Annotated in this window: 18 protein-coding genes; 9 read left to right on the forward strand and 9 right to left on the reverse strand. The window is 72.2% G+C overall.

The features are described 5' to 3' along the window. The first annotated feature begins 24 nt into the window (after window positions 1–24). The 8 genes from HUT12_RS21210 (at window position 25) to HUT12_RS21245 (ending at window position 8,623) form a co-directional block, all read left to right on the forward strand. Window positions 25–1,011, forward strand: coding sequence for an ABC transporter substrate-binding protein (locus HUT12_RS21210; protein WP_176094495.1), 987 nt, complete (start codon window positions 25–27; stop codon window positions 1,009–1,011). After that, entirely contained in the window at window positions 1,008–1,793 is a 786-nt protein-coding gene (locus HUT12_RS21215; RefSeq protein ID WP_131055466.1) for an ABC transporter ATP-binding protein, read from the forward strand. Before HUT12_RS21210 ends, HUT12_RS21215 begins: the two co-directional genes overlap by 4 nt. After that, window positions 1,790–2,485, forward strand: coding sequence for a class I SAM-dependent methyltransferase (locus HUT12_RS21220; protein WP_131055468.1), 696 nt, complete (start codon window positions 1,790–1,792; stop codon window positions 2,483–2,485). Before HUT12_RS21215 ends, HUT12_RS21220 begins: the two co-directional genes overlap by 4 nt. A 370-nt stretch (window positions 2,486–2,855) precedes the next feature. Next, complete coding sequence (locus HUT12_RS21225) at window positions 2,856–3,902, forward strand: LacI family DNA-binding transcriptional regulator (RefSeq protein WP_131055470.1); 1,047 nt, start codon at window positions 2,856–2,858, stop codon at window positions 3,900–3,902. A gap of 36 nt (window positions 3,903–3,938) precedes the next feature. Continuing rightward, complete coding sequence (locus HUT12_RS21230; RefSeq protein ID WP_176095894.1) at window positions 3,939–5,534, forward strand: FAD-dependent oxidoreductase; 1,596 nt, start codon at window positions 3,939–3,941, stop codon at window positions 5,532–5,534. Between the two features lie 20 nt (window positions 5,535–5,554). After that, the gene (locus HUT12_RS21235) at window positions 5,555–6,835 is read left to right on the forward strand and encodes an ABC transporter substrate-binding protein (RefSeq protein ID WP_131052928.1); all 1,281 of its coding nucleotides are present in this window, start codon (window positions 5,555–5,557) and stop codon (window positions 6,833–6,835) included. Window positions 6,836–6,843: 8 nt separating this feature from the next. After that, window positions 6,844–7,791 (forward strand): carbohydrate ABC transporter permease, encoded by a 948-nt coding sequence (locus HUT12_RS21240; RefSeq protein WP_131052929.1) that lies wholly within the window; start codon window positions 6,844–6,846, stop codon window positions 7,789–7,791. Then, complete coding sequence (locus HUT12_RS21245) at window positions 7,781–8,623, forward strand: carbohydrate ABC transporter permease (RefSeq protein ID WP_131052930.1); 843 nt, start codon at window positions 7,781–7,783, stop codon at window positions 8,621–8,623. The genes HUT12_RS21240 and HUT12_RS21245 overlap by 11 nt, the downstream gene beginning before the upstream one ends. A 46-nt stretch (window positions 8,624–8,669) precedes the next feature. Here the strand turns inward: HUT12_RS21245 and HUT12_RS21250 are convergent, their stop codons facing one another. Then, a complete protein-coding gene (locus HUT12_RS21250) occupies window positions 8,670–9,677 on the reverse strand; it encodes a hypothetical protein (protein WP_176094496.1) in 1,008 nt (335 codons plus the stop codon). Window positions 9,678–10,351: 674 nt separating this feature from the next. On the opposite strand from HUT12_RS21250, the gene HUT12_RS21255 reads away from it, so the two are divergent. After that, the gene (locus tag HUT12_RS21255) at window positions 10,352–11,386 is read left to right on the forward strand and encodes an LCP family protein (protein ID WP_176094497.1); all 1,035 of its coding nucleotides are present in this window, start codon (window positions 10,352–10,354) and stop codon (window positions 11,384–11,386) included. A 5-nt stretch (window positions 11,387–11,391) separates the two neighbouring features. Here HUT12_RS21255 and HUT12_RS21260 read toward each other — a convergent pair whose 3' ends face one another. The 8 genes from HUT12_RS21260 to HUT12_RS21295 are packed head-to-tail and all read right to left on the reverse strand — an operon-like array spanning window position 11,392 to window position 20,758. Continuing rightward, a complete protein-coding gene (locus HUT12_RS21260) occupies window positions 11,392–12,246 on the reverse strand; it encodes a TylF/MycF family methyltransferase (RefSeq protein WP_131052933.1) in 855 nt (284 codons plus the stop codon). Between the two features lie 32 nt (window positions 12,247–12,278). Further along, window positions 12,279–14,207, reverse strand: a complete 1,929-nt coding sequence (locus tag HUT12_RS21265; protein ID WP_176094498.1) for a hypothetical protein — start codon at window positions 14,205–14,207, stop codon at window positions 12,279–12,281. After that, window positions 14,207–15,421 (reverse strand): glycosyltransferase family 4 protein, encoded by a 1,215-nt coding sequence (locus HUT12_RS21270; RefSeq protein ID WP_176094499.1) that lies wholly within the window; start codon window positions 15,419–15,421, stop codon window positions 14,207–14,209. Before HUT12_RS21270 ends, HUT12_RS21265 begins: the two co-directional genes overlap by 1 nt. Continuing rightward, window positions 15,421–16,362, reverse strand: coding sequence for a glycosyltransferase family 2 protein (locus HUT12_RS21275; protein ID WP_176094500.1), 942 nt, complete (start codon window positions 16,360–16,362; stop codon window positions 15,421–15,423). The genes HUT12_RS21270 and HUT12_RS21275 overlap by 1 nt, the downstream gene beginning before the upstream one ends. Then, a complete protein-coding gene (locus tag HUT12_RS21280) occupies window positions 16,362–17,636 on the reverse strand; it encodes an O-antigen ligase (RefSeq protein ID WP_176094501.1) in 1,275 nt (424 codons plus the stop codon). Before HUT12_RS21280 ends, HUT12_RS21275 begins: the two co-directional genes overlap by 1 nt. A 23-nt stretch (window positions 17,637–17,659) precedes the next feature. Further along, the gene (locus tag HUT12_RS21285; protein ID WP_176094502.1) at window positions 17,660–18,820 is read right to left on the reverse strand and encodes a glycosyltransferase; all 1,161 of its coding nucleotides are present in this window, start codon (window positions 18,818–18,820) and stop codon (window positions 17,660–17,662) included. Then, window positions 18,813–20,156 (reverse strand): glycosyltransferase family 2 protein, encoded by a 1,344-nt coding sequence (locus HUT12_RS21290; protein ID WP_217706030.1) that lies wholly within the window; start codon window positions 20,154–20,156, stop codon window positions 18,813–18,815. The genes HUT12_RS21285 and HUT12_RS21290 overlap by 8 nt, the downstream gene beginning before the upstream one ends. Beyond that, window positions 20,153–20,758: a class I SAM-dependent methyltransferase gene (locus tag HUT12_RS21295; RefSeq protein ID WP_176094503.1), complete on the reverse strand. Its 606-nt coding sequence runs from the start codon at window positions 20,756–20,758 to the stop codon at window positions 20,153–20,155. The genes HUT12_RS21290 and HUT12_RS21295 overlap by 4 nt, the downstream gene beginning before the upstream one ends. Between the last annotated feature and the right edge of the window lie 37 nt (window positions 20,759–20,795).

The following is a 20,795-nucleotide window of genomic DNA, read 5'->3' on the forward strand; positions in this document are numbered from 1 at the left end:
ACGCCCGTCCGTCAAGGAGAACCGATGTTGAAGGCACGCCGCCTCGCCACCGCCGCCGCCTCCGCGTGCGTGCTGCTCGTCGCCGGGTGCGGCGGCGGCGCCGACGGACCGACCGACGCCGCCCCCGGCTACCCGGTCACCGTGACCAACTGCGGCGTGGACGTCACCTTCGACGCCCCTCCGCAGCGGATCGTGCTGCTCAAGAGCGCCGCCGTGCCGTACCTGCACGCGCTCGGCGTGCTGGACCGGGTCACCGCGCGGGCGGGGCAGTACCCGAAGGAGTACTACGACGCGGCGACCCAGGGCGAGCTGGACCGCATCCCGTTGCTGACCGACAAGACCGACACCAGCGGCCACCTCCAGATCTCCAAGGAGGTGGTGATCAGCCAGGAGCCCGACCTGGTCCTCGGCGAGGTCGACAACCTCTCCCGCGACACCCTCGCGGCGGTGGACATCCCGCTGCTGGAGGAGCCGGCGATGTGCCCGGACAGCACCGCCGTGCCGAGTTTCGACGACATCTACCGGCAGATGGAGACGTACGGCCGGGTGTTCGGCCGCCAGACCGAGGCGTCGACTGCGGTCACCGCGCTCCAGGACCGGATGACGAAGGTCCAGGCCGAGGCGGGCAGCGGGTCCGGACGCACCGCGGCGGTGCTCTATCCGACCGTCGGCGGCGGCACCACGTACGCGTACGGCACCGGCAGCATGGCCCACCCGCAGTTGACGGCCGCCGGTTTCCGCAACGTCTTCGGCGACGTCAAGGAGCGGGTCTTCGAGGTCACCGTCGAGGAACTGCTCGGCCGCAACCCGGACGTGCTGATCCTGCTCTACGGCGACGGCGACCCCCGCGCGGTCGAGCAGGGGCTCACCGGGCTGCCGGGCGCGCAGCAGCTCAACGCGGTCCGCAACGGCCAGGTCATGACCCAGTTGTTCAACTTCACCGAGCCGCCGACGCCGTTGTCCATCGACGGTCTGGAGCGGATCGTGCAGCGCTTCGGGAACGGCTCGTGATCGAGGCCACCGACGTCACGTGGCGCTACGGCGCGAATCCGGTCATCGACGGGGTCAGCGTGACCGCCCGGCCGGGTCGGGTCCTCGGCCTGATCGGGCCCAACGGCAGCGGCAAGACCACGCTGCTGCGGTTGCTCTACGGCGCCCTGCGCAGCCGGACCGGGCAGGTCGTGGTGGACGGCGACGCGTTGGTCGCCCTGCCCGCCCGGGAGGCCGCGCGGCGGCTGGCCGTGGTCGTGCAGGAGAGCGGCGGGGAGACCGCCCTGACCGTGGCGGAGCTGGTGCTGCTCGGCCGGGGGCCGCACCTGTCGACGTTCCAGCGGACCGGTCGGGCCGACCACGAGATCGCCGCCCGCTGCCTGAGCCGGGTCGGTGCCACGCACCTGAGCGGGCGGGCGTTCGTCCAGCTCTCCGGCGGTGAGCGGCAGCGGGTGCTGATCGCCCGCGCGCTCGCCCAGCAGGCCACCCACCTGCTGCTCGACGAGCCCACCAACCACCTCGACATCCGCTACCAGCACGAGATCCTGCACCTGGTCCGCACGCTGGACACCTGCTCGGTCGTCGTGCTGCACGATCTCAACCTGGCCGCCCGCTACTGCGACGACCTGGTGCTGCTCGGCGCGGGCGGGGTCGCCGCCGCCGGCACCGTCGACGAGGTCCTCGACCCCGCCGTCCTGGAGCCCGTCTACGGCATCGGCATCCGGCGCCTGGACCTCGACGGCACCGTCCACCTGCTGTTCCACCCGATCCATGAGAGCACCGACGAGAGGACTGCGGCATGACCACGCAGGAACGCATCAACGCCTACTGGACCGGCCGCGCACCCGAGTACGACGAGTACCAGCAGCGCCCCGACCGGCTCGCCGACGACCAGCGGGCCTGGGCGCAGATCTGGGCGCAGGCCCTGCCGGCCGCACCGCTGGACGTGCTCGACGTCGGCACCGGCACCGGCCAGGTCGCCATGGTCCTGGCCGGTCTCGGGCACCGCGTCACCGGCATCGACCTGGCCGAGGGCATGCTCGCCGAGGCCCGCCGGCACGCCGCGACCGTCACCGACGGCCCGGTCATCCGGCTCGGCGACGCCGTGGCGCCGGACTTCCCGGCCGCCAGCTTCGACGCCGTCACCAGCCGATACCTGATGTGGACGCTACGCGAGCCGCAGAGGGCCGTGGCCAACTGGATCCGCCTGCTGCGCCCCGGCGGCACGGTCGCGGTGGTGGACAGCACCTGGTTCCCGCACGGCCTCGACAACGCCTCGGAGAACTTCACCGGCCACTACGACAGCCAGGTGCAGGCGGAGCTGCCGCTGGCCACCGCGACCTCCATCGACAAGACCGTGGCGGTGCTGGAGGAGTCGGGCCTGACGGACGTCACGGCCGTCCCGCTGACGTCGATCTACGAGCTGGACCACCGGTACGGCGTGGCACCGAACCACGAGCACCAGATGCAGTACCTGGTCAGCGGCCGGGTCTGAGACGACCCGCCGCCGGGCACCCGGCCGCGTCCGCAGCACCAGTCACGCTCCGTGCAGCTCTCCGTGGACAGCGGGGAGCGCCGGGGCGTTCAGGCGTTGCGGTAATACGTATTAGCGCCGTCGAGTTCTTGAATACTGCGACTCCGGGGCGGCGCTGTCAAGAGCCGACGGCGAGGGTGCCCCGTCGGGCGGGTGGGGCGCCGCGCCTCGTTCACAGGTCCGCCGAGGACGCTCGCTAATCCGCATTAGTTCAGGGAGTTCATCAGACGGAAATCTGCCGTCACCCTCTTGACATCGATCGGGTTCAGCCGCGAAGCTCCTTCCCAGCCCGAACGCTAATACGCATTAGCGGCAGTGGAAGGACTCCCCCGTGCCCCCTGCACCCCGACGCGTCACACAACGTGACATCGCACGGATGGCCGGCGTCAGCCAGGCAACCGTGTCGCTGGTGCTCAACAACCGCGCCGACGCGGAGGTGCGCATCGCCCCCGAGACCCGGGACCGGGTGCTGCGGGTGATCGCCGAGACCGGGTACGCCGCCGACCCGGTCGCCCGTCGGCTCGCGTCCCGGTTCAACCGGATCATCGGCGTCTTCACCTACGAGCCGGCGTTCCCCAGCGGCAGCCGGGACTTTTTCCACCCCTTCCTGCTCGGCATCGAGGAGTACGCCGAACGGGTCGGCTGCGACCTGCTGCTGTTCACCAGCGCACCCGTGGTCGACGGGCGTCGACGGATCTTCCACCGCGACAACCGGCTCCGCCTGGCCGACGGGTGCATCCTGCTCGGACGCGAGATCGACGCCGCCGAGCTGCTCCGGCTCAACCGCGACGGATACCCGTACGTGGCGGTGGGTCGCCGCGACGACGCGGGTGGACCGGTCCCCTACGTCGGCGCCGACTACGCCGCGGCGGTGCGGCAGCTCGTCGAACTGGCCCTGGGACGCGGCCACCGGCGCCTGGCCTACCTGGGCGTGGACGCCACCGCCGAGTCCTCGGCCGACCGCTGGCACGGGTTCGACGCCGCCGCACCGGCCGCCGAGTCGGCCCGCCGCCTGGCCGACCCGACCCGCGACGCCGACGCCGTCCTGGACGACCTCGCCGGGGACGGCAGCACGGTCGTCTTCGTCGAGGACTTCGCCACCGCCGTCGCCCTGGAGTCCGCCGCCCGCCGACGCGGGCTGCGCGTACCCGGTGACCTGTCGATCCTGACGCTCGGCGACCCGACGGTGCCGGTGCCCACCGACACCGCGTTCACCGGGTTCCACATCCCGCGCGAGGAGATGGGCCGGCAGTCGGTCGAGGTGCTGACCGGGGTCATCGACGGCAGCGCCGACGGCGTCCAGCAACGACTCCTCCCCTGCGAGTTCGTCGAGGGCGACACCCTCGGCGCCCCCGAACCGGCGGTCGACCGCCGATAGGCGGCCCGCGCGACTGGAAGGAAGCAAGTGGCACAGATGCGTGCGGACGTCCTCATCGTCGGCGGCGGACTGGGCGGGGTCGCCGCCGCGCTCGCGGCGGCCCGGGCCGGTCGGTCGGTGATCCTGACCGAGGAGTTCGACTGGCTCGGCGGGCAGCTCACCAGCCAGGCCGTCCCGCCCGACGAGCACTCCTGGATCGAGCAGTTCGGTGCCACCGCCAGCTACCGGGCGCTACGCACCGGCATCCGCGACTACTACCGACGGCACTACCCGCTCACCGAACGCTCCCGGTCCTGGACCGACCTGAATCCGGGCGCCGGCTGGGTCAGCCGGCTCTGCCACGAGCCACGGGTGGCCGTCGCCGTGCTGGAACAGATGCTCGCGCCGTACCGGGGCTCGGGCCGGTTGACCGTGCTCCAGCCGTACCGGCCGGTGGCGGCGGCCACCGACGGGGACCGGGTCACCGGCGTCACGCTGGCGCACCGGGACCGCGAGGACCGCATCGACGTCACCGCGCCGTACGTGCTGGACGCCACCGAGACCGGCGAGTTGCTGCCGCTGACCGGCACCGAGTACGTCACCGGCTTCGAGTCGCGGGAGCAGACCGGTGAGCCGAGCGCCCCGGCCGAGGCGCAGCCGATGAACATGCAGGCCGTGTCGGTCTGCTTCGCCATCGACCACGTCGACGGGGATCACACCATCGACCGGCCCGCCGGCTACGACTTCTGGCGCGACTACAAGCCCGACTTCTGGGGTGACCGGCTGCTCTCCTGGCGCTCGCCGAACCCGCGCACCCTGGAGATCCTGGAGCGCAGCTTCACCCCGAACCCGGACGACGAGCCCTGGGCGGTCAACGCCGACCAGCGCGTCAACCCCGGCGACGGCAACCTGTGGACGTTCCGCCGGATCGCCGCCCGGCGCAACTTCGTCGACGGCGCGTACGCCAGCGACATCACCCTGGTCAACTGGCCGATGATCGACTACTTCGAGGGCCCGGTCATCGACGTGCCCAACGCGTCGTGGCACCTGGCCAAGGCACGCGAACTGTCGTACTCCCTCTTCTACTGGTTGCAGACCGAGGCACCGCGACCCGACGGCGGCACCGGCTTCCCCGGGCTGCGGTTGCGCGGCGACGTGACCGGCAACCCGGCCGGTCTGGCCCAGGCGCCCTACATCCGGGAGTCGCGCCGGATCAGGGCCGAGTACACCGTGGTGGAGCAGGACCTCTCCCTCGCGGTACGCGGCGCACACGGCGCCGTGCGGTACCCCGACTCGATCGGCGTCGGGATGTACCGCATCGACCTGCACCCGTCGACCGGCGGCGACAACTACATCGACGTCGGGTCCTGCCCGTTCGAGATCCCACTCGGCGCGCTGATCCCGCAGCGGATGGAGAACCTGCTGCCGGCCGGCAAGAACATCGGCACCACGCACGTCACCAACGGCAGCTACCGGCTGCACCCGGTCGAGTGGAACGTCGGCGAGGTCGCCGGTCTGCTCGCCGACTTCTGTCTGGCGCGGGGCGAGTCCCCGCGCGCGGTCCGCGGCACCCCCCGGCTGCTGGCCGAGTTCACCGACCGCGTCACGGCCGCCGGCGTCGAATGCCGGTGGCCGGAGATCGCGGGCTACTGACCCCCCGGTGAGGAGAGACGATGAGATCAGGAAAGGGAATACGCGTTGTCGCCACGGCGCTGACCGGCGTTCTCGCCATGTCCGCCTGCGGCGGCGGTGAGACGCAGGACAGCGGCCCGGCCACCCTGCGGGTCACCGTCTGGTCGGCCAACGAGGCGCATCTGGCGCTGTTCAACGAGATCGCCGACGAGTACCGCCAGAACAATCCCGACGTCACGCAGATCACCTTCGATCCGCTGCCGTTCGACACGTACACCACGGCGCTGACCACCCAGATCGCCGGCGGCAACGCCCCCGACCTGGCCTGGGTGTTCGAGAACTCGGCGCCCGACTTCGTCGCCTCCGGCGCGCTGCTGCCACTCGACGAGACCCTCAAGAAGACCGACGGCTACCAGTACGACGACATCCTGCCGGCCACCCTCAAGCTCTGGCAGGACGACGGCAAGCTGTACGCGTACCCCTTCTCCACCTCGCCGTTCGGCGTCTTCGTCAACACCGACCTGCTCAAGCAGGCCGACCAGCGGACCCCGGCCGAGCTGATCGAGGCCGGCCAGTGGACCTGGGACAACGCCTTCGGCGCGGCCGGTGCCACCCAGGCCGCGACCGGCAAGGCCGGGCTGGTGATCCGCGACTTCGACTACAAGGACTGGAGCAACCTGTCCACGATCTGGACCGGGTGGGGTGCTCGGGCCTGGAGCGAGGACGGCAGGACCTGCGGCTTCGCCGAACCCGAGATGGTCGAGGCGATGACGCGGCTGCACCGTGCCGTCTTCACCGACAAGGCGTTGCCCGGCCCGGGCACCACCGCCGACTTCTTCGCCGGTGACGCCGCCATGACCATCACCCAGATCTCCCGCGCGTCGCTGCTCGAGGACGACGGGTTCGCCTGGGACCTGGTCCCGCTGCCCGCCGGGCCGAAGGGGCCGTACGCGGTGGTCGGACAGGCCGGCATCGGGGTGCTCAAGCGCAGCCCGAACGCCGAGGCCGCCGCCGACTTCCTGGCCTTCCTCACCAACCCCACCAACTCCGCCAAGCTGGCCCAGTTCTTCCCGCCGCCGCGCCAGTCCCAGTTGACCGCCGACACGCTGGCCAAGACGAACCCGAAGCTCGAACCGGAGCAGTTGCAGAAGGTCGTCATCGACGGGATCACCAACGGCGTGGTCAAGCCCAGTCACGCCGGGCAGGCCGAGATCAGCCAGCAGGTCCGCGCCGGTCTGGACCCGCTGTGGAAGGCCGACGCGGACGTCAGGGCCGTCCTGGACGGGGTCTGCGGCAAGATCCAGCCGTTGCTGGCGAAGTAAGGCGACCGATGACCCGTACGGACACCAGGGTGGACCCGGCCACGGCCGGGTCCGCCCCGGACCGGGCCCGGCCGTTCTGGACCGGCCGCCGCCGCGACCACCTCACCGGCTACCTGTTCATCGCCCCGCAGTTGCTCGGCAGCGCCGTCTTCGTGATCCTGCCCCTGGCCCTCGTCGTCTGGTACAGCCTGCACGAGTGGAACGTGCTCGCCGGCACGTTCGACTTCGTCGGCACCGACAACTACGCGGCGCTCGCCGACGACCCGAACCTCGGCTCGGTGCTGCGGGCCACCGGGCTCTTCTCCGTCGGCCTGGTGGTGTTCAACCTGGCCCTGGCCCTGCTGCTGGCTGTCCTGCTCAACCAGAAGCTGCGCGGCACGATCGTGTTCCGCACGCTGTTCTTCTCCCCCGTCGTGGTGTCGCTGGTGGCCTGGACGATCGTCTGGGGCTTCCTGTTGCAGGACAACGGCGGCGTCAACGGCCTGCTCGACACGATCGGCGTGGACGGACCGAACTGGCTGCGCGGCGAGGCCACCGCCATGTTCTCGGTCGTCGTCGTGCAGGTGTTCAAGAACGTCGGCCTGAACATGGTGCTGTTCCTGGCCGCCCTCCAGGGCGTGCCCGCCGAGCTGTACGAGGCGGCCGAGGTGGACGGGGCCAGCCGGCTGCGCCAGTTCTGGCGGATCACCGTGCCACTGATCAGCCCGACGATCCTGCTCACCTCGATCATCACGGTGGTGGGTTCGCTCCAGGTCTTCGCCCAGATCGCGGTGCTCACCCAGGGCGGTCCGGGCACCTCGACCACGGTGCTCGTCTACTACCTGTACCAGCAGGCGTTCCAGTTCCACCACTTCGGCTACGGCGCCACCCTGTCGATCGTGCTGTTCGGCATCGTCCTCGCGCTGACCGTGGCGCAGTGGCAGATGCGCAAGAGGTGGGTCTTCCATGAGTCGTGACCTGTCGCCCCGGACCAAGCTCGTGCTCTACGGGGCGCTGCTGGTGCTGGCCGTACCCTTCGTCTTCCCGACCTGGTGGATGGTCACCTCGTCGCTGAAGCCGGTGGCGGACATCTTCGCCTTCCCGCCGCAACTGCTGCCGGTCGATCCCCGGCTCGACGCCTACCAGCGGGTGTTCGACCTGCAACCCTTCGGGCAGCAGTACCTCAACAGCCTCTACATCGCGCTGGTGGTCACCGTCGGCACGCTGGCGGTGGCGGCCCTGGCCGGGTACGCCTTCGCGCGCATCCGCTTCCGGGGCCAGAACGTGCTGTTCCTGGTCGTCCTCGCCGGGTTGCTCATCCCGAGCGAGGTGACGATCGTGCCGTTGTTCCAGATGTTCTTCCGGCTCGGGCTGATCGACACGCACTGGCCGCTGATCCTGGTGCCGATCCTCGGCGCGCCGAGCGTGCTGGCGACGTTCATCATGCGGCAGTTCTTCCTCGCCCTGCCCGGGGAGTTGGAGGAGGCGGCCCGGGTCGACGGGCTGGGCCGGTTCGCCACCTTCTGGCGGATCGCGCTGCCGCTGTCCCGGCCCGCGCTGGGCGCGGTCGCCATCTTCACCTTCCTGCACAGCTGGAACCTCTACCTGGAACCGATCGTGTTCCTCTCCACACCGGAGAAGTTCACCCTGCCGCAGGCGCTCACCCAGTTCGTCGACGCGTACGGCGGACCGATGTGGGACGTGCAGCTCGCGGCGGCGTCGATGACGGCGCTGCCGGTGCTGGTGGTCTTCGTGATCGCGCAGAAGCAGTTCGTCGAGGGCCTGGCGCACACCGGCCTCAAGGGCTGAGCGGTATCCCGCCGACCGGCCCGCGAAGGGCCGGTCGGCGGTGTCCCTAGACCTCGCGGGCCACGCAGATGCGGGCGTTCAGGCGGGGTCCGGCCTCGTAGAGCATGTACGACACGCCGCCGTCGGTGCCGAACGCCGGTGACGCCACCCGGCCGTTGTCCGAGGCGATCGGCCGGTGGAAGACGCCGAGGTGCACCTCGCGGTCGAAGTTGTTGCCGACCTCGGTGAGGTACATGTTGCCGTTGTTGCCGTGGTATGCCAGGTACGCCGTGCCGTTGCGCTTGAGCAGGTGCGGCGCGGAGATGTCGGTGAGGCCGTCACCGGCGGGCGACACCAGCGGGTTCGGCGCGAACTGCCAACCGCTCCAGCCGTTCGGCGACCAGCCCCAGAAGATCTTCCGGGTGCCGGGTCCGATGGTGTGGGCACCCATGAAGACCATCACGTAGCGGTTGCCCTTGCCCGCCACCGAGTGCTCGAAGACCCGCGCGTACGAGGTCTCGGTGGTGTTCGGCACCAGCCGGGTCGACAGGATCGGGGTCTCGTCGGTGAACCGGACGCCGTCGGTGGAGCGGGCCACCCGGGTGGTGAAGTTCTCGCCGTGGAAGTACAGGTAGAACTGCCGCGTCGGGGCGTCCCAGATGACGTGCGGGGACGACACGTGGCTCACCGTCGTGGTCGGCAGCACCCGGTCGATGACCGGATTGCCGGAATACTCGGTGTAGGGGCCTTCGAGCCGGTTGGCGTAGGCGAGGCAGATGCCGCCCGGCGCGTCGTGCGGCGCATAGTAGAGGTAGTAGCGGCCGAGATAGTTGCTGACCTTGTCGTAGACGCCACGGACGCACGGGAAGATGAACTCCCGGGTCGGGTTGTAGCGCAACGACGCGGGCAGCGCGTCCCGGACGTACCGGTAGTTGGGGAAACCGGCGGGTGCGGCGGCGGCCGGTGCGGACGTGACGGCGAGGCCGGCACCGGTGGTCGCGGTCGCGAGACCGGCCGCCGCCACACCGCGCAGCAGCGTGCGTCGGGTGAAGGGGCTCTCAGGGGTACGGGTCATCGTTCCCTCCGTTCAGGATGGACGACGGGGGCAGGGGGACGGGACCGGGCGGGACGGGTCAGCGGACGCCAGTCACCCACGGCGAGCAGCCGATACGCTGCGAATACTCGCCCCGAACCGGTTCATGTGATCGATGAGTCTGCGCGTGTGGTTACCCGGCGGTCAAGACGCTAATACGAATTAGCACGGCGGGTCCGCGAGCGCCCGACGCTCCCCGCCGCCCGCATTCGCCGTCCCGGTCCCCGCCACCCTCTCCCGCCCCCCTCTCCCCCGCCGTCCTCCTGTCCCGCCGCCGGCCCTCATCCCGCCGCCGCCGCCGACCCCTGCCCCCCTCGGCCCCTTTGCTCTGCTTCAACCCACGCAACGGCCCCCTTGCGGCATCCCGGCCGTAGCGTCCGCGTAAGCAGAGCAAAGGGACCGAGGGGGGTCAGGTCGACCGCCGGCAGCCCGCCGCCACCACGCACCCTCGTCCAAGCCCAAGCCCAAGCCTGCGTCCGCGCCACGCCCACCTCGCCACGGCGCGTCGCGATCACCGCCGCAGGATTGCAGCTTTTGCACCGATATACACCATTTGGGAGATAATTGATTGATCAAGTGGTCCGCCGTAGGGCGGCCGACGGACGGTCGCCGCGTCGGCGCGAGCCCGGACCGGAGACGAGAAAGCGCTGATCGACATGACGAACGACATCGCACCGGCGAGCATCCGACGACGGCTGGCGGAGTGGCAGAAGGCCACGATCGCCCTGGTCGCGCTGCTCGGGGTCGCCTGCGCCGGGCTGGTGACGCTCGGCGTCGGCCTCAAGCACCGGTACGAGGGCCGGGTGCAGCGGGAGGACATCCTCGGCCGAGGCACCGCGCCCCGCGACGACGAGCGGTGGGCCGAGGGGCCGCTGAACCTGCTGCTGCTCGGCTCGGACTCGCGTGACGGCGAGCCGGACCAGGGCCTCTACCCGGGGCAGCGGTCGGACACCATCATGCTGGTGCACCTGAACGCCACGCGCGACGCCGCCACGGTGGTGTCGATTCCCCGGGACAGCTACGTCGACGTTCCGGCGCGGGAGGGCAGCTGGGCCGGAGGCAAGAACAAGATCAATGCGGCGCTGGCGTTCGGCGGGGCCTCGTTGGCCGCCGAGACCGTGCACCGGCTCACCGGCGTGACCATCGACGGTGTGCTGGTGGCCAACTTCGCCGCAGTCCGGCGGATCGTCGACGCGATCGGCGGCATCACGGTCTGCCTGCCGTACGAGGTGCTCTCCACCGACACCGCCACCCGGTGGCCGATCGGCTGCAATCAGCTCGACGGGCGCAACACCGACGACCTGATGCGGCAGCGGCACCACGTGCCCGGCGGCGACTTCGGTCGGATCAAGAACCAGCAGTTCGTGGTACGGGCCATCGTGGAGAAGGTCACCTCGGAGAACCTGCTCACCGATCCGGCCCGACTGGACCGGGTGCTGACCACCACGGCGGAGTCGTTGACCGTGGACCAGGACCTCGACCTCACCGAGCTGGTGCTGGCGGTCCGGCGGATCTCGGCGTCGTCCCTGCGGTTCGTCACCGTCCCCGCCGCCGACACCGACCTGACCACCCCGGCCGGCTCGTCGGTGCTGCTGGACGAGGAGCGGTCCGCCGCCCTGTTCGCGGCGGTACGCGAGGACCGGCTCGACGAGTGGTTCGCGAGCCGGTCCGCCACGTCAGTGCCGAACTGAGCGGTTCACCTCGTCCGCTGCCAGTACCGGCAGGTCCAGTCGACCTGGTGCAGCTCGTCGGTGATGCCGTGCTCGGCCCGGAAGTCGTCGACGGCCTGCTTGCAGCCGCGTACCGCGTGGTAGTCGTCCACGATGACGTATCCGCCGACGGAGAGCTTCGGGTAGAGGCTGCGCAGCGCGACCATGGTCGAGTCGTACAGGTCGCCGTCGAGCCGGATGAGCGAGAGCCGCTCGACCGGCGCGGTGGGCAGGGTGTCCTTGAACCATCCGGGCAGGAAGTGCACCCGGTCGTCGAGGAGCCCGTACCGGCGGAAGTTGTTCTTGACCTGGTCGAGTGAGACGGCGAGGAACGGCTGCGTCCAGAGCGCGTCCTCGACGTCCTCGGTGCGGTGCGCCTCCGGCTTGGGCAGGCCACGGAACGAGTCCGCCACCCAGACCGAGCGGCTCTGGTCGCCGTACGCCTGCAACATGCCGCGCATGAAGATGACCGCGCCGCCACGCCACACCCCGGTCTCGATCAGGTCACCCGGTACGTCCTGTGCCAGCACGTCCCGCAGGCACCGCTCCAGGTTGTCGAGCCGGCGCAGGCCGATCATCGTGTCCGCCTCCGGCGGCCAGTCCCGACCGTTGGCCCGCGCGTCGGCGTCGAACGGGAACTTCAGCACCAGTTCCAGGCCGCGCCGTTGCAGCAGGTGCTTGTACCGGGCGTACACCCGGCCGTGCAGCGACGCCGCCCGGGGCTGGTAGGGCATCCACGTCTCCTGGAAGACGTATCGGGTCAGCGCCTTCTTCAGCAGGTCGCAGTACAACGCCCGCGGGTCGCTGAGAGTGGACGGCAGGTGGGTGAGCGTCTCGCTCATCGGTTACTCCTTGATCGGTACTCGGTGCGGGTTCAGTTGGACGGCCAGCGGGGACCGTCGGGTGTGGTGTGTCGGTGGTGGTCGAGGTCGGAGACCGGTTCGCCACGGACGTACTGCGGGGCCACCGGCGAGTCCGCCGGACGGCGCAACGGCGCGGGCTCGATCGGTGCCGCCGAGGCGGACCGGTGGACCCGTCCGGACGTCTCCGCGCGCGGTGCCAACGGTCGGCCCAGGGCCGAACCGACCGCTTCGCGTCCGCCCGCCACCAGCGGGGTGGACCAGGGCGCCACGTCGTCGATCGGTGAGGGCGGCCCCGAGCGCCAACGGGCCGTGACCGCGACGTCCGGGTGGGCCTGTCGGGGTGGCGCCGGCGTGAGGTGGTCGACGCGGGCGGGTGCCGGGGTGAGGTGGTCGACGCGGGCGGGCGTCGGGCGCACGTCGCTGACCACCTCGAAGGGTACGGTCTGGTCACCGCCGGGCGGCGGGCCGGTCCGGGCCGGCTCGGGCGACGTCGACGGACCCGCCGGGGACACCGGCGGTAGTTCCCGGGCCCGGTGCACCCCGCCCGAGGGCACCTCGCGGACCCGGTGCGCGCCCGACGGCGCCCGCCGCACGGGCCGCAGGCTCGTGCTGCCCGGCAGGGTCGTCGGCGTCACCTCGTCGGCACCGGGACGGCCGACCCGGTCGATCGCCCCGACGGCGACGATGCCCGCCAGCGGCAGGTTCAGGCGGCGCACCAGCCGGGCCGCCCGCGCCGCCTCGGTCAGGTTCGTCTGTCCGGCCGCCACCACGAGCAGCACCCCGTCGACGTGGTCGGCGAGGGTCGCGGTGTCGCACCCGGCCAGCACCGGTGGCGCGTGCACGATCACGCAGTCCTCGGTGTCCGCCAGGACGTCGAGCAACTGGCCGAGTTCCCGCGCGTGCATGGTGGTCAGGCTCTCCCGTGGCTCGGTCGGCAGGACCGTCAGCGTCGGCAGGTCGGGCGTCGGCACCGGGGCGTGCTGTCCGGTCCGGACCTGCTGCCAGGTGAACGAGGCGTCCGGGAAGTGTCCGGCCAGGGCGGGGTCGCGGACCGCCGCGTCGATCACGGTGACCTTGCGTCGCTCGGCCGCCATGGCCAGCCCGAGCAGGGCGCTGACCAGCGTGGCGCCGTCGTCGTCGTGCGCGCTGGTGACCAGCAGGCGGCGTCGGGACGAGGTAGTGAGCACACTGAGTGCCGAAACTGTGGCCCGGGTCGAGGTGGCGATCTCCCGCCGGGCGAACAGCGCGGCGGCGTGGTGGCGGGCGAACCGCTTCGGCAGGTGCGGGAGGCCGCCGACGACCGGCAGGCCGAGGCGGGACTCCATCTGCGCGATGTCGCGCAGCCGGCGGTCGAAGCGGTCGCGCAGCACCGTCGCCCCCCAGCCGGCGAGCAGGCCGACGAGCGCGCCCAGGGCGCTGTTGAGCAGCGGCTTGGGGAACGCGGGCCGGGTCGGCACGCTGGCGGTGTCCACCACCCGCGTGGTGACCACCGTGTCGCCGCCCAGCTTCAGGCGTTCCAACTGCTCGCCCATGGCCTGGCTGACGGCGTTTGCGATCGCGGCGGCCCGGCCGGCGGAGGCTGCGTCGGCCCGTACCGTGACGATCTGGAGGCCGGGTTCGAACGTGCCGTGCACGTTGCCGGTGACCGCCTCCTCGGGCAGACCCAGGCGGCCGGCGGCGGCGACGGCCACCTCCCGCGAGCCGATCAGCTTGGCGACGGTGGGTGCCAGGTTCTGGGCGAGCGCGAGGCTCATCTCCGCCGGGCGGTCGCCCTCGGGGGTGTCGGCCACCACCAGGACGGAGGCGTGCGCCTCGTACCGGGCCGGCAGCAGCGGCGACACCGCCTGGGCCGCCGCCAGCCCGGCGAGCAGACCGAGCAGCGGCAGGGCGATCCGCCGCCGGGCGGTGTCCAGCAGGTCGTTGAAGTCGACGGTACGCATCACGCGGCCACCTCTCGGTCCGCGTCGTCGCGGACCTTCTGACCGGCTCGCGCCGGGACGGGTATGGACATTCGTTCCTCGTGCAGTTGTCGCCAGACCCGGTCCAGCCGGTCGGCGATCCGGTCCCAGGCGAACTCCTCGGTCGCCCGGCGCAGCCCGGCCTCGGACAGCTCGCGGGCGGTCGCCGGGTCGTCGCGCAGCCGGCCGAGCCGGTCGGCGAGCGCGGTCACGTCCCCGGCGGGAAAGATCAGCCCAGCGTCGCCGACGACGTACGGGATCTCGCCGACGTCGCTGCCGATCACCGGGACGCCGCTGGCCATCGCCTCGACCAGCACCCGGCCGAACTGTTCGCGCAGCGGGATGCCGACCCACGGCAGCACGTTGCGCTGCACGATCTCCAGCGCGGGCAGCACCAGCACGCTCGTCTGCGCCAGCACGTCGGGCAGCTCGGTGTGGCCGGTCCAGCCGTACCGCCGGACCCGCCCGGGACGGCGTCGCGCGGCCCGGTCCACGTCGTCGTCCAGGCTGCCCTCGCCGACCAGCACCACGTCGCAGTCGACGAGTTCGGCCGCGCGCAGCAGGTCCAGCACACCCTTGTGCGCCTCGAACCGGCCCACGAAGCCGACCGTGAAGGGCCGAGTGGTGTCCGGCTCGGGTCGGGGGCGGAAGATCCTGGTGTCCACGCCCAGGGGGACGGTCGTGACCGCGCCCCGGTAACCCTTGACCTGCAGCACCTGCCGGGCCGCCGGGGTGATCGGCAGGACCATGTCGACCCGGCGGTACGCGTACCGCTCCAGGACCGGGAACGGCATGGGGAAGCGGATCACCACGTTCTGCGCGGCGTACAACGTCGTGGGCACCGTCGGCCAGTGCCGGCGGCACATCCGCAGGACCTGCCAGGTCGACAGGTACGCGGCCTCGCCGATGATGTGCACCACGTCCGGCGGCGGCGACACCGGCGGTCCGCTGCGGCCGCCGAAGCGGAACATGACCGAGGCCATGTGACCGGTCCGGCCCTCCCCCAGCCGGTGCGGCAGGATCTGCGCCCGGAAGCCGGGGTGCCGCCGCTCCAGGCGCTCGAACTCCCGGCGGGTGGTCGGTGACACGTCGGCCGCCAGCACGGTGAGCCGCAGGTCGGGTCGCTCGCAGAGCGAGTCGAACAGGTCGATCCAGTGCTCGGTGCGCGCTCCGACGACCGTGATCAGTACGTGCATCAGTGGTTTCCTCCGATGTGGAGACGGGTGACCGCGATCCGGCCCACCCGGGTCCAGGCCCGCATCCGCGCGATGCCGGCCCGTGGTTGCAGGGACAGCCGTACGGTGGCCAGGGCCACTCCCAGCAGCGCCCGGAGCAGGACGACGGCCCGGACGGCCTGTCGTGACCGGGGTCGGTGACGGCTGAAGAACACCAGCATGCTGCGGTAGAGGTGCGGCCAGATCCAGGCCGGGTCGCTGCTGCTCGCCCCGCCGCTGTGGATCGCGGCCACCGACGGCAGATAGAGCACCTCGGCACCGCGACGGCGGGCCTGGAGACAGAGTTCCTCGTCCTCGTAGTACATGAAGTACGCCTCGTCGAGCCCGCCGACGGCGGTGAAGAGGCTGGTCCGCACGGCGAGGCACGCGCCCGAGACCCAGTCGACCGGGGTGGGTTCGGCGCCGCGCTGACACGCCTCGTACGCCGCCCGGCGGTGCCGTCCGCCCAGCCACCGGCGTACCTGCGCCGGCACCAGCGGCCCGCCGAACCGGCTGGCCACCACCGTGCCGAGCGTCTCGAACGGATGCGCGCTGACCGCCACCCGGCCGGCGGCGTCGTGCAGTCGTGGCCCCGCGACGCCGACGTCCGGGCGGCCCAGCACCGCACCGACCAGGGCCCGCGCGGTCTCCGGCGGCACCACGCAGTCCGGGTTGACCAGCAGCAGCACCTCGCTGCGGACACCGCAGGCGGCCCGGTTGACGGCGGCGGCGAAGCCCACGTTGCCCTGGCCGGACACGACAGTGACCTCGGGGAATTCGGACCGGACCAGCGCGACGGTCCGGTCGGTGGAGCCGTTGTCGACGAGCCGGACCGGCAGGCCGGCCTGCCGCAGCGCGGTGAGCGCGGCGGCGATCTGCCCCGCCGAGTTGTACGTCACCACGATCGCCGTCGCGTCGACCATCACGACACCGCCTCGGGGATCCGCGTGGGCGAGGGCAGCAGCCCGGGATCCCGGGTCCGGCGTGTGCGGACGGTCAGCAGCGCCAGCGCGGGCAGCAGCCCGAGTTCCCAGTGCCCGTCGGTGGGGGCGGCGAAGATCGCCGCGCCGAGGAAACCGCAGCACAGGGCCGCGAACGGCAGGGCCGCGCCGTCCCGGTCGGCGATCCCGGACCGGATGCCGCGCAGCACCGGCCAGAGCACCAGGGCCAGCCCGAGCAGGCCGACGTTGGCCAGCAACGTGACGTAGAAGGCGTGGTAGACCGGGCCGACGTCGGTGAGGGCGAAGTCGGCCAGGTAGACGTCGGTGGTGGACTGCCCGAGCCCGGCGCCGAGGACCGGCCGCTGGGCGAAGACGTCCAGCCCGACGACGGACTCCGAGGCGCGGTAACCGGCGGACTGTTCGAGCCCGGTGGCGATCTCCTGCGCGCGCTCGCGTACGCCGGGATCGAGGGCCAGCAGCGCGGCGACGACGCAGCCGGTGGCGGCGGTGGCGGCCAGTCCGGTGCGGACCGCCCGGCCGCCGAAGACCAGCATGACGAGCAGGGTCACCCCGGCGGCGAGCCAGATGCCCCGGTACGAGGCGAGCACCACGTCGATGGTGAAGAAGCCGGCGAGCAGCACCGAGGCCACCCGGCGCCAGCCCCGGGCCCGCCCGGCGTACCAGATCAGGGGCGGGACGGCGAGCAGGGTGAGCAGCCCGCCGTGCCGACCGGGGACGGTCATCGAGATGGCGGCCAGGACCGCCACGACACCGACGTAGAGCAGCCCGGCGGCGACCAGCCGGCGATCCGTGATGAGGGTGTGCGTGGCCAGGAAGAAATAGAGCGGGAGGATCGCGATCTGGTATCCGGCGACGACGACCTCGGTGGGCAGGTTGCCGATGGCGAGGCCGTAGCAGGCGGCGGCGACGGTCAGCCCGATCACCATCAGCATGCCGGTGTCGGCGGCCGTCCGCCGGCCGCCCCGGCCGATGCCGAAGGCGTAGCGGATCAGCAGGGCGGTCGCGCCGACGGCCAGCAGCAGCAGGTGCGCCGCCACGTACGTGCGGACGTCTCCCCCGCCGACCAGGCCGCCGGCCACCGCGCCGCCGACGATCCCCACCGGCAGTACGGTCCACGGCCAGAGCAGGAAGACGGCGAGGAAGACCAGCGCACCGGTGGCGGCCAACGCCATGATCCCGGGCAGCATGGTGGCCAGCGAGACGGCGGTGCCGAGCGCGGCCCCGACGGTGGCCACGCCCACTCCGACCACGACCCGGTTCACCGGGCCAGCCCCGCGAGCAGTCGGTGCAGGTGCTCGCCCCGGGCGGCCCAACTGTTCGCGGTCGCCACCGCGCGGCGGCGGGCGAGCTGGTCCGGGGCGGTCGCGTCGGTCAACGCCCCGGCGATCGCCCTGGCGAACTCGTCGGGACCGGCGGCGAGGCGGACCACGTCGGTCAGCGCGGTCAACGCCGGCAGCGGTGTCGCGACCACCGGCTTGCCGAGCGCCAGGTACTCGTAGCACTTTTTCGGGTGCACGTAGTCCACCAGCCCGCCGATCCGGTACGGGATCACCGTCACGTCGCAGGCGCGCAGCGTCGCCGGCAGGTCGGCGTACGGGATCGGGCCGGTGAGCAGAACGTTGGCCAGGCCGGCCAGGGGCGCCCGACCGGCGGCGGTGCTCGGGCCGATCAGCAGGAACGTCCAGTCGGGGTGGGCCCGGGCCACGGTGGCGACCAGGTCGGCGTCGAAGGCCCGGGTGTCGACGGCACCGCAGTACCCGATCAGCGGCCGGGACGCCGCGACCGGGCGGGGCACGGTCGGTCCCTGCGGGGCGAAGTGCTCCGGGTCGCAGGCGTTGGGCAGCACCACCGGCGCGTGTCGACCGGCCGGCATCCGGGTCGGCAGGGCGGCCGAGGAGGCCAGCACCAGGTCGGCGGCGGCGACCGCCCGGTCCAGGCTGCGGCGCAGGTGGTGCCGGTTCCACCGGCGGGTGAAGGTCCAGTCCAGGTCGGTCGCGTCGTAGACCACGGCGGCGGCGTCGAGCCGGTCGGCGCAGGGCGCGGCCAGGTCCTCGTCCAGCCAGACCAGTCGTACGCCCGCCGGGTCGTGGCGCAGCCAGCGCCGCAGCGCGGCCACCGCCACCCGCCGGTTGACCGCGTTGGCCGTCGGCAGGTGCCGGCCGAACGGGACCGGGGTGGGCGCCACGGCGTGCCAGACGGCGGGCTCGACCCGACGCACGGTGGTGCCGGTCCGCACCCGGAGCCCCGGCGGGTCCACGAACAGCACCCGGTATCCGGTGGCGAGCTGCCGCGCCAGGGCGTGCTGCCGGTGCGCGCCGCCGTGCCAGGGCGTGGCGCTGAAGTAGACCACCCAGTCGGCGGCGGCCCCCGCCGCGTCGGGCGGGGCGGTCCGGGATTCCCGGCTGCCCAGGTCAGTCACGACCGGCCCGCTGTCTGACCGGTACCCGCCGGGCGGCCGGCAGCACCTCGTCCTCACCGACGCGGCCGAGCACGGGTCGGGCCGAGTCGTCGTCGAGCCGGAGCAGCCGGGCACCGGCCTGGCGGTCCAGCCACCGTCGTACGGCGGCGGCGGCGAAGCGCCGGTTGACCGTGTCGGCGGTCCGCCACCGTGCGCCGAAGGGCAGCGGGGTCGGCGGGGTGAGGTGCCAGGCGGCGTCGTCGATGGGGGTGATCCGGCTGCGCCAGCGTGGGCGGGGCGCCGGTGGGTCGACCAGCAGCAGGCGCCGGTCCGGGTCGTCGAGCAGCGACTCGGTGATCACCGCCTGGTCGGCCTCCGCCGTGGAGGGGGTGCGGGTGAAGACGATCAGCCAGTCCCGGATGTCGCCGTCCGGCAGCGGGCCGACGTCGCCCCGCAGGGCGGCCCGCAGGTCGGCGAGGGTGAGCTGGACGTGGCGTCCGCAGATCCGCTTCACCGCGTGGTCGATGAGGACGACCAGCCGGAACAGTGCGACCCGGTGACCGGGCTGGGTCAGCCGCAGATAGCCGACGAGGCTGCCGAGCAGGTGGCGGAAGCGGATGGCCGGGCCGAGGAGCCGGCAGGAGGCGCCCCGGACGTGGGTCACCACGGCGTCCGGGAGCATCCACAACTGCTGGCCCGCCCGGTCGAGTTGCCGGGCGAGGATGGCGTCGTTCCAGTAGACCGGGAACCGCTCGTCGAAGATGTGGTGCGCGGGCAGTGCGGCGCGGCGCAGCAGCATGCAACTGCCCGAGGCCAGCCGTCGGGGGCGGCTGAAGTCCTGGCCGCGCATCTGGAAGGTGTGCAGCGCCTGCCGGAAACCGGGGACCCGACGCAGCGCGGTGACCAGGGCCATCGACGCCGGGAAGCTGGGCTGCTGCACGTAGTGCTGCTGGAAGGTGCCGTCCGGGTTGAGGTAGAGCGGGCTGACACCGGCCGCCTCGGGCCGGTCCCGCAGGAACGTCACCATGGTGGACAGTGCGCCGGGGTGGAAGGCGACGTCGCTGTTGAGCAGCAGGATCAGCTCGCCGCGCGCCTGCCGGTACGCCTGGTTGACGGCGGCGGCGAAGCCGACGTTGCGGGCGTTGCGGATCAGGTGTACGCGCGGCGAGCGGGCGAGCAGGTCGGCCGAGCCGTCGCGGGAGGCGTTGTCCACCGCCACCACCTCGTAGTCGAGGTCCGGTGGCACGGTCGCGGCCAGCGACTCCAGACACTGCCGGGTCTGCTCCCGGGTGTTCCAACTGGTCAGCAGGATGGAGAGGGACGGCGGTGCGTCCCGGTGGCGGGGCTCGGGGCTCATCGGGTCACCCCCGAGGCGTCGCGGCGGGCGAAGACGCGCAGCAGGTCGCCGAGGAGCGGGTGGCGCATCCGGGGCGAGCGGCTGGCCGCGACGTCGGCGACGAGCAGGTCCCGGGCCTGCCGCAGGCGCGCCATCGGTCGCCAGTAGAACCGGGAGAAGACCGTGTCGTACGAGACGACCTCGAAGCCGGTCTGGCGCAGCATCCGGGTCAGGGTGGCCGGGGTGAAGTGCCAGCGGTGGTACTCCGGTTGCAGGCCGGGCCAGCCGTGACCGAGACGACCGGAAGCGGCCGAGGCGATGTTCGGCACCTCCAACGCCAACCACCCACCCGGCGTCAACACCTGCCGCGCCGCCCGCAGGAACCGACGCGGATCATCCACGTGCTCCAACACATGCCACGCACACACCACATCCGCCCGCAACGACGGCGCGACCTGCTCGAAATACCCCTGCCGCACCGGCACACCCAGGTGATCCACGGCAAACGCCGCCGCCACCCGAGACACCTCCACCCCCGTCACCGTGAAACCGGCACCCCGCGCCGCCTCCAGGAAATAACCACCCGCACACCCCGCCTCCACCAACACCGACGGCCCCACCACCGACGACAACCACCGCAACCGCCGCCCCGCCTCGAAC

It is taken from the genome of Verrucosispora sp. NA02020 (assembly GCF_013364215.1).
Classification (GTDB): Bacteria; Actinomycetota; Actinomycetes; order Mycobacteriales; family Micromonosporaceae; genus Micromonospora.

What these genes read in the sequence shown, in the direction of transcription:
- HUT12_RS21245 (WP_131052930.1), top strand. Translation starts at nt 7,781, where the DNA reads ATGAGTCGTGACCTGTCGCCCCGGACCAAGCTCGTGCTCTACGGGGCG.
- HUT12_RS21275 (WP_176094500.1), bottom strand. Translation starts at nt 16,362, where the DNA reads ATGGTCGACGCGACGGCGATCGTGGTGACGTACAACTCGGCGGGGCAG.
- HUT12_RS21265 (WP_176094498.1), bottom strand. Translation starts at nt 14,207, where the DNA reads ATGCGTACCGTCGACTTCAACGACCTGCTGGACACCGCCCGGCGGCGG.
- HUT12_RS21230 (WP_176095894.1), top strand. Translation starts at nt 3,939, where the DNA reads ATGCGTGCGGACGTCCTCATCGTCGGCGGCGGACTGGGCGGGGTCGCC.
- HUT12_RS21210 (WP_176094495.1), top strand. Translation starts at nt 25, where the DNA reads ATGTTGAAGGCACGCCGCCTCGCCACCGCCGCCGCCTCCGCGTGCGTG.
- HUT12_RS21240 (WP_131052929.1), top strand. Translation starts at nt 6,844, where the DNA reads ATGACCCGTACGGACACCAGGGTGGACCCGGCCACGGCCGGGTCCGCC.
- HUT12_RS21270 (WP_176094499.1), bottom strand. Translation starts at nt 15,421, where the DNA reads ATGCACGTACTGATCACGGTCGTCGGAGCGCGCACCGAGCACTGGATC.
- HUT12_RS21255 (WP_176094497.1), top strand. Translation starts at nt 10,352, where the DNA reads ATGACGAACGACATCGCACCGGCGAGCATCCGACGACGGCTGGCGGAG.
- HUT12_RS21250 (WP_176094496.1), bottom strand. Translation starts at nt 9,677, where the DNA reads ATGACCCGTACCCCTGAGAGCCCCTTCACCCGACGCACGCTGCTGCGC.
- HUT12_RS21290 (WP_217706030.1), bottom strand. Translation starts at nt 20,156, where the DNA reads ATGAGCCCCGAGCCCCGCCACCGGGACGCACCGCCGTCCCTCTCCATC.
- HUT12_RS21220 (WP_131055468.1), top strand. Translation starts at nt 1,790, where the DNA reads ATGACCACGCAGGAACGCATCAACGCCTACTGGACCGGCCGCGCACCC.
- HUT12_RS21235 (WP_131052928.1), top strand. Translation starts at nt 5,555, where the DNA reads ATGAGATCAGGAAAGGGAATACGCGTTGTCGCCACGGCGCTGACCGGC.
- HUT12_RS21260 (WP_131052933.1), bottom strand. Translation starts at nt 12,246, where the DNA reads ATGAGCGAGACGCTCACCCACCTGCCGTCCACTCTCAGCGACCCGCGG.